10 protein-coding genes are annotated in these 11,956 nt (G+C 45.6%); 4 read left to right on the top strand and 6 right to left on the bottom strand.

The window, feature by feature from the left end:
- Positions 1-429 precede the first annotated feature (429 nt).
- The 4 genes from ACYCS5_RS27400 (at position 430) to ACYCS5_RS27385 (ending at position 4,968) form a co-directional block, all read left to right on the top strand.
- Positions 430-1,638 carry an MFS transporter gene (locus ACYCS5_RS27400; RefSeq protein ID WP_039275002.1) on the top strand — a complete coding sequence of 403 codons (1,209 nt, stop codon included), beginning with the start codon at positions 430-432 and terminating at the stop codon, positions 1,636-1,638.
- Between the two features lie 164 nt (positions 1,639-1,802).
- A complete protein-coding gene (locus ACYCS5_RS27395; protein ID WP_209018357.1) occupies positions 1,803-3,071 on the top strand; it encodes an aspartate aminotransferase family protein in 1,269 nt (422 codons plus the stop codon).
- Between the two features lie 34 nt (positions 3,072-3,105).
- Positions 3,106-4,155, top strand: coding sequence for a 2-amino-2-deoxy-D-mannitol dehydrogenase GutB1 (gutB1, locus tag ACYCS5_RS27390; RefSeq protein WP_029518481.1), 1,050 nt, complete (start codon positions 3,106-3,108; stop codon positions 4,153-4,155).
- 30 nt (positions 4,156-4,185) lie between these two features.
- Positions 4,186-4,968: an HAD family hydrolase gene (locus tag ACYCS5_RS27385; RefSeq protein ID WP_340932183.1), complete on the top strand. Its 783-nt coding sequence runs from the start codon at positions 4,186-4,188 to the stop codon at positions 4,966-4,968.
- Between the two features lie 243 nt (positions 4,969-5,211).
- On the opposite strand, the gene ACYCS5_RS27380 is transcribed toward ACYCS5_RS27385, so the two are convergent.
- The 6 genes from ACYCS5_RS27380 to ACYCS5_RS27355 all read right to left on the bottom strand — a co-directional run bounded on the left by ACYCS5_RS27380 (position 5,212) and on the right by ACYCS5_RS27355 (position 11,921).
- Positions 5,212-6,813, bottom strand: coding sequence for an alpha-amylase family glycosyl hydrolase (locus ACYCS5_RS27380; RefSeq protein ID WP_029518483.1), 1,602 nt, complete (start codon positions 6,811-6,813; stop codon positions 5,212-5,214).
- 177 nt (positions 6,814-6,990) lie between these two features.
- The gene (locus ACYCS5_RS27375) at positions 6,991-7,467 is read right to left on the bottom strand and encodes an RNA polymerase sigma factor (protein WP_029518484.1); all 477 of its coding nucleotides are present in this window, start codon (positions 7,465-7,467) and stop codon (positions 6,991-6,993) included.
- A 40-nt stretch (positions 7,468-7,507) separates the two neighbouring features.
- On the bottom strand, positions 7,508-8,449 hold the full coding sequence (locus ACYCS5_RS27370; RefSeq protein WP_340932180.1) for a polysaccharide deacetylase family protein: 942 nt from the start codon (positions 8,447-8,449) through the stop codon (positions 7,508-7,510).
- A gap of 66 nt (positions 8,450-8,515) precedes the next feature.
- A complete protein-coding gene (locus ACYCS5_RS27365; RefSeq protein ID WP_029518486.1) occupies positions 8,516-9,730 on the bottom strand; it encodes an ABC transporter permease in 1,215 nt (404 codons plus the stop codon).
- The gene (locus tag ACYCS5_RS27360; protein ID WP_029518487.1) at positions 9,727-10,464 is read right to left on the bottom strand and encodes an ABC transporter ATP-binding protein; all 738 of its coding nucleotides are present in this window, start codon (positions 10,462-10,464) and stop codon (positions 9,727-9,729) included. The genes ACYCS5_RS27365 and ACYCS5_RS27360 overlap by 4 nt, the downstream gene beginning before the upstream one ends.
- The gene (locus tag ACYCS5_RS27355; RefSeq protein ID WP_459760454.1) at positions 10,461-11,921 is read right to left on the bottom strand and encodes an efflux RND transporter periplasmic adaptor subunit; all 1,461 of its coding nucleotides are present in this window, start codon (positions 11,919-11,921) and stop codon (positions 10,461-10,463) included. The genes ACYCS5_RS27360 and ACYCS5_RS27355 overlap by 4 nt, the downstream gene beginning before the upstream one ends.
- Positions 11,922-11,956: the final 35 nt, after the last annotated feature.

Raw genomic sequence — 11,956 nt, 5'->3', positions numbered from 1 at the left:
TCCCTTCTTCATGCTTCTCCTTCTCAACTAGCGAATAAAATTCCCTCTCCCTTTTGAATTGTAAGCGTTTAACATTCGTTTTTCTACCCTATCAATCATAGTTGCTATGAAGTAAAGCAACTGTTAGGCATCTTTACTAGGTATCCTTACTAACATTATTGCAAACTCAAAGTTATGACTTAATTATGAGCCGTTTGGCGTTCGAGAACAATTTGGACTGATCTTATTCCCTCCTGCCGCTTGCAGTTTCTTTAGATAAAGGTTTCACCTTAACTGGATTAAACATAATTGAAGTTAAATACGTGTAAAATTGTCAAATTAATTTTTTACATTTTCTATATAAAAATATATATACATTTCCAATGTGATGGTATATTCTAGTAAAAAAAATACTCATATAAAAAATATGACCTACTGGAGGGACAGGCCTTGAAGAGACTATTCGCTTTAAGTTGTGCTTTCTATCTGTTAATCGGCGTCACCAGTGTGGTGCTTGGGGCATTACTGCCGACTTTACTATCTCACTATGGACGGGGGTACAGCGATGGTGGATTACTGCTGTTCCTGCAGTTTTTCGGATTTCTTGTCGGTGTTCTGCTCACCCCCTTCATGGCTCTGCATCTGGGTCGCAAGTCCATGTTATCCATAGCCCTGGGTAGTATCGTGGCAGCGTGCATTATCTTGGGTGTACTACCCTCATGGAATTGGGTCATCGCAATGGCCATCTGGGTTGGTTTCGGCTCAGGCATCATTGAATCGTCCATCGGAGCGTTTACCATTGAGTTCACGGAGGAGCAAAAAGCCGTGGCCATGTCTAAGCTGGATGTCTATTTTGCACTTGGTGCACTGCTTATTCCGGCGATCGTTAGCCTGTATATCTGGCTTGGAATGTGGAATCTAACCTTTTACACCATCTCCCTTCTCACTTTTATCTTAGCGCTGTTGTGGCTTACCATGCCTGCATCCGCCTCCTCTCACCTTACCCAAGCAGACATCCGAACTACTGAACGTTCAGTTGAACAAGCCCGTTACTCTGGACAGCATCGTGTATTGCTAGGAATCTTCATTATATTCTTCTTTGTTTATATGGGTCTTGAACTGGGGCTCATGAACTTCCTACCTTCTATTCTGACAGAGACGCTACATCTTCAAGGATCCGTAGCCTCGCTGGGTGTCAGCGTGCTTTGGATTGCAATGATCATTGGTCGTATGTTCTCAGGAAGGATTGCAGAGTCAGCAGGATATATTCCTTACCTGCTATGGAGTGCAATCGGTACTTTCTGTTTCCTAGTTGCCATGGTGTTTATATCCAGCCAATGGGCTACATACCTTATAATTTTCGGTGCAGGTCTATTCATGTCTGGACTCTTCTGTATCGCGCTTGTCTATGCCAACGTGCTGATTCCAGGAATGACCGAGCGGACGACCAGCATTCTGATTGCGTCGGGCGGAATTGGCGGCTCGGTGCTTCAATATGTAATTGGCTGGAGCATGAGCGAATGGCCAGTGGCGGCTAGCCTCTGGATTTTAGGAGGGTTTACTCTGATTTTGCTGCTGGCACTTATTCTCACGCATCTGTGGAATGATCGGGGCAGCCGAGTCGTTGACTCTCTTGCCCATCAGGGCAAGGAAGGATGATATTGTTTTAGTTCTTAGGGGAGGTGAGGCCTATCGCAGAAGCACCGGATTATGCTCCCTTGTCCATGAGGGCAAGGAAGGTGGATTTCTTATTTTGGGGAGGTGAGTTCAGCCTCGATATGCTCTGATAGGGTGGTAGACTTTATAAAGATGACTTAATAAGAATGTATATTCTGATATGGAGGGGAAATATCGTGCATACGTTGACCAAAGAACGTTTCAGATATGGTAAAGGCATTACTCTAATTGACGATTCGGGTAAGGAGTATTTGGATGGCGTATCCGGCACCTTCAACTTGTCGCTCGGTTATAACCACCCTCATGTCGTAAGCAAAGTACAGGAGCAAGTCGGCAATCTTGCACACATGTCTTCTACTTTTACAGAGCCTTATGTCGAAGAAGTCCTAGATCATCTAATCCAGTATGCCCCGAACGGCATAGACGCCGGATGGATGAGAGATATTACCGGCTCCACAGCGAACGAATGTGCTGTGAAGCTGGCCCAAAAATACACCGGAGCAACCGATATCATCAGTCTGCATCTATCACATCATGGACAAACCCAGTTTGCAACAGGCATTTCCGGTAATGCCTTTCGTCGCAAGAATTTCCCTAACTCAGTTGCAGCAAATTCTCTGCATGTGCCTGCCCCCTACTGTTATCGCTGTCCTTTTAATTCTTCACCAGACAAGTGTGGTCATCATTGTATTGACGCTATATCGGACGCCATTGAGTATGGAAGCTCAGGGTCTGTGGCCTGCATGATTATTGAACCCATTCTGGGCAACGGAGGTAATATCATCCCGCCTGCAGGATATTTCAAGCGCCTCCGTCAGCTATGCGACGAGCATAGGATGATTCTGATTGCAGACGAAGTGCAGACCGGAATCGGGCGGACAGGTTACATGTTCGCAAGTGAACTGTTTGACATCCAACCGGATATTATTACTCTCGCTAAGGGTCTGGGTGGTATTGGAGTCCCGGTTGCGGCGGTATTGATGCAGTCTCGTCTCGATGTCCTGGAGAAGCACGAACATTCCTTTACTTCGGGCAGCAATCTGATCTCGGTCACGGCAGCCAAATCCACATTGGAGGTTGTAACCGAGCCCGGTTTTCTGGAAGCCGTCCGGTCCAAAGGAAGCCTGCTCGGATCCCTACTGACGGAGATGGCCGACAAGTATGATTGCATTGGTGAGGCTCGTGGCGTCGGACTGATGTGGGGACTGGAAATTGTAGACGAGGACGATGCCCCGGATGCAGTGAAAAGCAACGGGATTATCGATCGCGCATTTGAGGAACAACAATTAATTCTGAGAGGTTCCCGTTACGGTTATGGGAATGTGGTCAAAGTCAGACCTTCCCTCACGGCTACCGAAGATGAGATTGCCGAAATTGTTAAACGGCTTGACGCCGTTCTTGCTACCCTTCACTAACGATCTGCCCAATAAGCAAAAGGAGGAATTATACATGCTCGCACTTGTATATAAATCAGCTTGGGATGTCGCACTTGAGGAAAGACCTATCCCGGAGATAAAAAAAGATAACGATGTACTCGTCCGGATTCGGGCGACTGGCGTATGCGGTACGGATCTAGGTATCATCAGTGGCAAATATCATGCCGTGCCTTCTACGATTTTGGGGCACGAATCAGCGGGGGATGTGATCGCTGTAGGACCAGCCGTCAGTTCACTGCAGCCTGGAGACCGAGTGGTGATTGATCCAACTTACTACTGCGGCCAATGCGAAATGTGCCGGACAGGAAGACAAAATCATTGCACACACAAATCCGTAACAGAGACCGGAGTCAGCGCAGACGGTACGTTCACCGATTATTATGTGACTGAGGACCGTTTTTTGTACAAGTTGAAGGACCATATCAGCTACGAAGAAGCGACGCTGACCGAGCCGCTGAGCTGTATGCTGACCGGAATCAACCAGATTAACCTGCTGCCGAACTTCACAACCGTTATTATAGGCGCAGGTCCGATCGGGATTCTGTACAGCTATGCTCTTGCTTCGAAAGGCGTAACTGGTTGCCTTGTTGACATCTCGGAGGAGCGGCTCGCCATAGCGGATTCTATTGCCCCCGAACGGTGGTCCGCGCACGCCACACTGGAATCGGCCATTCATAAGCTGGCTCCGTTAAAAAATCAGGTGGACATGATTGTGGACACCACAGGAGTGGTCGGCACTGAGGTACTAAGCCAGCTTGCGAGCGGCGGGTATTTGATGCTGGTGGGGCTGAGAGATGGGATAAGCTCGTTTAATCCGAAAGAGGTAGTTGACCGTAGCCTTAAAATCATCGGTTCGATTGATTCTCTGGGCACGTTCTCCACGGCGCATTACCTGATTGAGCAGCAAATCATTCCCGCCAAAAAAATCATTACCCACTCGTATCCGCTGGATGACTACCATGAAGCCTTTAAGACGCTTGGATGCAATATCAGCGAGCGGACACTTCAGCCCTCGTCTCAGGCGATCAAGATTGTGCTGCAATCTAGTGGCTCCGACAACTAAATTTAGCTACTAACAAGGGGGAGAATGGACATGACGAGCATCCATCATGTTACACCGACGAATAATGAATGTACAGGAGACCTATCCGCGTCCGTTCCAGTCAAAGCGGTCATTTTCGACATGGACGGGGTGTTAGTAGACAGCGAACCGATCTACTTTGAGGTCGAACGCAGCTCCTTTGCCCATTTCGGTGCGCCCATGACGGAAGAAGAGCATCACACCTATGTCGGAGTGACACTCGAATCCATGTGGCGTCAAGTGCTGGACAGGCATCAGCTCACCAATACGGTGGAAGAGGCCTTGTCCTATCACCGAAAAAATGTGATGCAGACAATGATTGCACACGAGGGCCTTGCGGCGATCGATGGACTGGAGCGGTGGCTGGACTGGCTGCAAGAGAAAGGGATTCCGGTCGCGGTGGCCTCTTCCTCTCCGCGGGCGCTGATTGATCTCATTATGGAAAAGACAGGACTTGGCCGTTACTTTGACATTCGAATCACCGGTGAAGAGGTACTGCAGGGTAAGCCGGCACCGGACATCTTCTTATACGCCGCCGAGCAGCTAGGCATTGCACCGGCCCATTGCTTCGTTATTGAGGATTCACATAACGGGGTCCAGGCAGCCAAAAGTGCAGGAATGTACTGTATCGGCTTCCATAACCCCGGCTCCGGCCGGCAGGATCTGTCCAGAGCTGATCGCTGTATTCTCAGCTATGACGATCTGTGGGCGATCAAAGAGAATTTGCCGTTTGATGAGCAGTTGCTTGCTAAGAGCAAGAGTCGAAACATACCGGAAGGCATACCCCCTTTATAATCATATGGAATCGTCCGATCTTTACTATGATTGAGGGTATTAAATAATGCCCCTTGGAATATACACTGGAGAATGTCATTTTTCCTTCCCTGTGTGTACTCTAAGGGGCGTGCTTTACGTCAAATCGGTATAGTTAGAACACGTACGTTTCCGGTTCAATAGAAAAAAGGGGTGCTGTTAACACCCCAAACTGGATTCAACGATATATGCCCTGCTTCATCTGAACGGTAATTTTGCGTATATTCAGCTCTTTCTGTCTTCTTCGGTAATCAGAGAACTGTAAGCCGGAATTTTAACTGTTCCTTTCTTCACCTTCACATCCTTTGAGGTGGAGAAGACCACTTTCCATTTACCCTTATCGGAATCTTTCATCTGCAAGGTAACCGGCTCTCCAGACAGGTTATGATATACATACAGTGCTTCTTTGCCTGAAGTACGTTTAAATGCGGTCACGCTGGCAGAGCCTGCTTGTATAGGTTGCAGACTGTCGCTGCGTAAAGCTTCATGTTTTTCCCTCAGACGGATGAGTGTGCGATAGCTTTCCAGCAGGGAATCATCGTCTCTCAGCTGCGCTTCCACTGATACCTCGCCTTTGTTGTATTTGGGTTTCTCCCATGTCGTTTGACCAGGGCCCTCTCCCTTGTACCAGCGCATAGGCTCACGAAGAAACTCATCAGGCTTCTCTCCCTTCATACCAATTTCTTCGCCATAATAGAGGAACGGCTGACCCGGAAGCGTTAAAAGAATGGAAGCGGCCAGCTTGGCTTTTCGCACATCCCCGCCTAGCTCGCTCATGACACGAGTCTGGTCATGGTTGCTCAGGAACGGAGCATCGAGTGCCGCCTTATTATATGATTTGTACAGTTGCAGCGTTTTCTCGGCGAATGCCGCGATACCCTGATCTCGGCCGTTTTTCACGGACTTCAAAATCGTTCCGCCCAGGTCAAAATTAAACAAGGAGTGGAGCTGTCCGTAATAAGGAGCTATGGTCTCCGGTTTGTCCCATACCTCTCCTGCCAGATATACATTTGGATTTACCTTCTCCATCTCGGAACGAAATTCACTCCACCAGGCAATGTTCTTATCCGCACCATCTTTCGTCTGTCCTCTAAAAATATGCATCGCCGCGTCAAGTCGGAACCCGTCTGCACCTTGCTGCAGCCAATACTTGCCGACTTTGATCATTTCTTTGCGGACTTCGGGATTGTCAAAGTTCAGATCCGGCATGCCCGACCAGAACGTACTGTAGAAATACCCTTCGCCATTCGGATTCTTATGCCATACCTGCTGACCCCACGAGCCCTTTTCTTCCAAATCTGTGTTCTCATCCGCCCATACGTAATAGTCGTGGAATTTGCTTTGCGGGTTGGCACTGGCCTCCTTGAACCATGGATGCTCGCTGCTTGAATGATTGATAACAAGGTCCATGATCACCTTAACGCCCTTTCGGTCCGCTGCTTTCATCAAGGTGCGGAAATCATTTAGACTCCCATACTGTGGGTCCACCTGATAGTAATCAGTTGCATCATATTTATGGTAGCTTGGAGATGGATTTAGGGGCATAAGCCAGAGGCCGCTGACCTGCAAATCCCTACCCGAATGGGGTTTTCCATCGTTTAAGTAATCAAGCTTTTGTGTGATTCCTTTCAAATCACCATGTCCGTCTCCATTCGAATCATAAAAAGAATTGATATAAATTTCATAAAATACGCCGCTTCCAGTAGAAACCGGAGGCTTATGTCCGTTCGATTCCTGCTCTGCCATTGCGCTTGAAGCGAACATCGTGAGCATAGGCACCGTTAACATGGCGGTGGACAATCTTCTTAAGCGTTTGTTACGTGTCAAAACAAATCAGCTCCTTTGATTGTTATGGGTGCGCTTTCATTATAAATAGAAACAATCCAAAAAAAGGGGATATTTATTATCTATTATGGTGGAAAATATCGATCTTATTGTTTTATCTCTGTATTGAGCGAAAAGAGGAGCAGACTCTATGTCTACTCCTCTTTTCATCCAATCAGTTCAAGAAATATATCTCAATTTAATACGTTGGGAAGCTCTGTGAAGCGAAGACTTCACTGCATTCTCACTCTTGTTTAAAATTCTAGCCGTTTCCTTTATGGAGTATCCTTGGACTAATCGCAATTCAAGTACCGTTCTTTGCTCGGTATTACTTGCCATCAAGAGAATTTGATTGACCTCCTCCTGAATTTCAAAATCAAGGATATCCCAGTGATAGTGGAGCAGCCCCTTACGTAAAATGTATTCCTCCATCTTTTTTCGTTTTCTGATTAAATCTATAGCTAAATTTTTGGCAATTCTCAAAAGGTAAAACCGAATACGATCTTGGGGCAAGTCAGGCGAAGCTCTTATAAACCGAATAAAACACTCATGCAACAAATCTTCAGCATCCTGTTTGTTATGCAATATCCTCAATAGATAGCCAAAGAGGTCTGATTTGCAAGATAAATATAGATCCTCCAGATCTTTAACATCCATATTATTGCGTATCCCTTCTGCTTTGATTGAAATCGGTACGTTACTTGATAGTCTTAAATTCATATCCCTGCTTTTTTAAATATCTTATGATTTCAGGCAAGGCTTTGGCTGTTTCTTCCTTCCCATAAGTGTCATGCATGAGTACCACTGCTTTTTCTCTAGTCCCAATATTTCTCATGAATTCACTAATTAATTGCTCAGCATTCTTACGTGCACCCTCTGCATCTTTAGGTAACACATTCCAGTCAATCTGATGGTAATCCTTATCCTGTAGTGCTTTGTCCAGTACTTCCATACCATCGGGATCATTTCTCTGCCATGTCATGTGGCCGCCTGGAAATCGAATCGCTCTTGTGGAAAAATTCTGCCCCAATATTTGCTTTAAAACTTGATTTGTTTTTTCAATATCATTCATAAAACTGCTCGAATTCACAGTCTGATTCGGATACAAATAACTGTAGTCATGTGAGTAGGTATGATTTCCGATCGCATGTCCTTCCTTAACCAATCTTTTTGTTATTTTTTTAGTCACTTCATTTTCCTCTACTGCTTTTCCTACCACAAAAAACGTTGCTTTCACACTTTCTTTTTTAAGAATATCTAATATTTTAGGCGTTACGGTAACCGATGGACCATCATCAAAAGATAAATAGACTACTTTTTTACCGTCGATCCCCTCAGGTCGCTGCCCTTGCATTTGCTGATTTAAGTACTTTTCAACAAATGCTGCATCTTCAACATCCGAAACATTTTGTAGAGAAGATTCGCTCCCTTTGGATTTGTTATTTAGTTTGTCGGTTGATACTGATTCTATTTTTTCTGCATATTCAATCGTTTTTACTGGCTGTGGTTTACTACTGAAGATGTCAAAGAGTTTTATAATCATTAGAACCATACAAATGAGAATAATAAACAGTAGTCTTCTTCTCTTCCTCTTCATTCGATGAGCTCTGGTTCTATTTTGCACATAGCTTTTTTCCATAGTATATATTCCTCCAAAAATCTAGAAGCAGTTCACGTTTTATGTTGCGACCATGTGCCCATTCAATTATTCGTATCTCAATGCATCTATTGGTTTTAATCTTGCTGCTTTATAAGCCGGATATACCCCAAATAGAATGCCTGTACCTGCAGAGCTAAGAAACGAATATAGGATCGGCGAGATTGTAAATTCAATGGTCATGCGTGCTGTTGCTTCGATTATTTTGGAGGCGCCTACGCCTGTAACAACCCCGAGCATCCCCCCTAGCAGACCAAAAATGACCGCTTCGGACAGGAATTGAATCATAATATCTCTTGGCTTGGCACCAATAGCTTTTCGAATACCAATTTCTTTCGTGCGCTCTATAACCGACACCATCATAATATTCATAATTCCGATTCCCCCTACCACAAGTGAGATCGCAGCTACACCTCCCAGCAAGCTGGTCATGATATTATCTACACCGGATGCTGCACCTGCTGCTTCGGACAGACTCATTACTTGAAATTGATCCGGTTCCGAAGGTTTTAGCTGATGCGTCACACGCAAGCTTTCCAATATGTCTGATTGAGCCTGACCCATCAAGCCTGGTGACTTGGCGGATACCTCCAGACCAGTAATGTTTTTCTCACCCAGACGGTTCATCATGGTTGTAGCCGGGATGTAGATTTGATCATTTGTACTGTAGCTTAAATTCGTAACAGGCTGAGAATTCAATACTCCGATTACTTTGAAAGGGATCTGTTTGATTTGAAACGTTCGTCCCAATACGCCTTTGGTATCTCCACCAAAAAGACGCACAACCGCTTGGCTTTCCAGAATGGCAACATTCCTACGTTTATCCATCTCATCGTTGGTAAATGTTCTGCCCTCGGCAAAGGAAAACTTTTTGGCCTTGTAAAATGAAGCAGATGTCCCTACAATGGTTGCATTATAGTTATATCGCCCCCATGCAGCTTTTGAACTGCTTGAAATACGGGGCATCATTGCTGCAATCGAACTCTTTTGTTCCAATGCCTCGACATCTGTCCACGTAAATGAGGGCAAGGTATCCTGATTTATTTCTTCCTCAGTCATTGGCATGACGGGAGCAACCAAAAGTACGTTATTTCCTAACTTATTGATTTCCTCCTTAATACTGGCCTTTGAGCCATTCCCGATGGCCATAATGGCAATCACCGCTGCCACCCCGATAATAATACCGAGTATCGTTAAAAATGAGCGCATCTTGTTGGTAGTTAAGCTGTTCATCGATACACGGATCGTTTCCATCAGATTCATAGACTTACCACCCTTGATGAAATTCGTCTATTTGCAATAGGCTCATCTCGCTCAATGTTACCATCCCGAAAGCTGATCAATCGTTTGGCATATTCCGCTACTTCCAGTTCATGAGTAACCAGGACAATGGTTTTTCCTTGCTCATTCAAGCCTTGGAACAGCTCCATAATCTCGATGCTCGTCTTCGTGTCCAGTGCACCCGTAGGCTCATCTGCCAGCAGAATGACCGGATGATTCACCAAAGCTCGGGCGATGGAAACCCGCTGCTGCTGACCGCCAGAAAGCTCGTTAGGCTTGTTATACATCCGTTCTGCAAGACCCACCATCCGAAGCGCCTCTATAGCTCTTTCCCGACGCTCCTTGGCAGGAACACCTGCATACATCATAGGCAGCTCCACATTTGCTAAAGCTGTAGTACGAGGCAGGAGATAGAATTTCTGAAACACAAATCCTAGCTTCTGATTTCTAATCTCTGAAAGTTCGTTCTCACGAGCATCCAATATGGAGTAACCATCCAGATAGTATTTACCGGTATCCGGATGATCCAGGCAACCAATAACATTCATCATGGTGGACTTGCCTGAACCAGAGGGTCCCATGATAGCAACAAACTCCCCTTCGCTAATAGATAAGTTCACACTGCGTAGAGCCTGAATCTCCTGACCGCCTACTTCATACCTTTTTTTCAGCTCTTTAATTTCAATAACGGTGTTATTGGATTGAGTTTCACTCATTGTGTCTGCCCCCCTCCACTGCCATTCGGGTCAGCACTGCTGTTCTGAGGAGGAATAACAATGGTTTCACCTTCCTTGACACCGGACTTGATTTCGGCCTGATCCGCTGTATAGACACCCAGTTTCACGGGTCTAAACTCATAATCGGCCGGATTCGCTGTGTTCTTCGCCACATATACTCCATCCACACCGCCTTCAGACCTCAAGGCAAACAATGGCACAGACAGCGCATTTTTGTGTTCAGCTAACAGTAGAGATACATCCATATTCATCCCCGGTTGCAGCCTTATGTTTTGGCTATCCAAAGACAATTCAATTTTGTATGTAGTCACATTGGCTTCCGTCACCGGCTCTGGAGAAACAAAGCGTACTTCGCCTTTAAATTGTTTGTCCGGGAATGAATTCGAGTGCATTGTCGCCTGAAGTCCGGTCTTTAATTTAGCAATATCACTTTCGTTCACCTTGGCAAGAACCTTCATAACCCCTGTGTTGGAGTTATTCATGACAATAAAAGGTGCAGTAGGACTAGTGCCCACATCGCCGTTGACCTTCAAAATAATCCCGTCCCACGGCGCCGTAACCTGTAATTTACTTAGAACACTTTTCTTCTGCTCTAATGCCGTTTCAGCCTGCAATAAAGAAGCTTGTGCAGATTGGATGTTGGAAGCTTCAGGTGGGGACTGTGCAGCCTTTAATTGTATTAATGCTGTTTTATAGCCCATTTCCGCCTCTTCGATCGCCTCAGTTTGCTTGGTCTGTGCCTTCTTGTACTGCAGCTCTGCATTGCTCATATCCAGTTTTGCCTTATCCAGATTTTGCTTGGCTGTCGCCAGGTCACTTTCTGCTGCCGCATCATTCTGAACCAGATAAGCCTGGTCATCATAATCCTTCTGGGCTTTATCCAAAGTCACCTTGGCTGCCTCCTTTTGCGCAGCAGCTTCCTCTAATTCCATCGCGTTATTGGCTGTTTTAATCGCCATCTGTGCCTTTAAGACATTTGCTTTCTGTAGCTCGATATCATTTGTTTTGGGTCCGCGCTTGGCTTCGTCCAGTTTGGCCCTTGCAATTGCGACATTAGATTCGGCATCCTTAATTTGCAGCCTGGCATCTGAATCATCTAGTCGTGCTAGCACCTGACCTGCCTTGACGCTATCTCCTGCTTTGACATTGACAGCGACGAGCTTGGCACCCTCGATATTTGTAAAATTAATATTTACTTCCTTGGAAGCCTGAACGGTTCCAGTCACGCTAAGCGACTCGGTTATGTTAGCTTTCTGTACCTGTACGACCTGATTCGCCGGAGCCTCCACAGGTTTTTCCTGGCCCCTTTTCATGTAGAGCGTACCGCCAATTCCCGCTATAATGAGCAAGATCAGAATACCTATGCTCCTTTTCACTCTTCTTTTCTTTCTTAATACTTGTAATGAATTTTTATCTTTCTTTTCTGTTTCCGACAATGTTATATCCCCTTAAATTGTATTTTTGCTAAATC

This window comes from Paenibacillus sp. SEL3, from assembly GCF_054602585.1.
Note: the sequence above shows the minus strand (reverse complement) of the source record. Positions and strands in the feature narration are given on the sequence as shown.

What these genes read in the sequence shown, in the direction of transcription:
- ACYCS5_RS27395 (WP_209018357.1), top strand. Translation starts at nt 1,803, where the DNA reads ATGTATATTCTGATATGGAGGGGAAATATCGTGCATACGTTGACCAAA.
- gutB1 (WP_029518481.1), top strand. Translation starts at nt 3,106, where the DNA reads ATGCTCGCACTTGTATATAAATCAGCTTGGGATGTCGCACTTGAGGAA.
- ACYCS5_RS27385 (WP_340932183.1), top strand. Translation starts at nt 4,186, where the DNA reads ATGACGAGCATCCATCATGTTACACCGACGAATAATGAATGTACAGGA.
- ACYCS5_RS27375 (WP_029518484.1), bottom strand. Translation starts at nt 7,467, where the DNA reads ATGGATGTTAAAGATCTGGAGGATCTATATTTATCTTGCAAATCAGAC.
- ACYCS5_RS27370 (WP_340932180.1), bottom strand. Translation starts at nt 8,449, where the DNA reads ATGGAAAAAAGCTATGTGCAAAATAGAACCAGAGCTCATCGAATGAAG.
- ACYCS5_RS27365 (WP_029518486.1), bottom strand. Translation starts at nt 9,730, where the DNA reads ATGAATCTGATGGAAACGATCCGTGTATCGATGAACAGCTTAACTACC.
- ACYCS5_RS27360 (WP_029518487.1), bottom strand. Translation starts at nt 10,464, where the DNA reads ATGAGTGAAACTCAATCCAATAACACCGTTATTGAAATTAAAGAGCTG.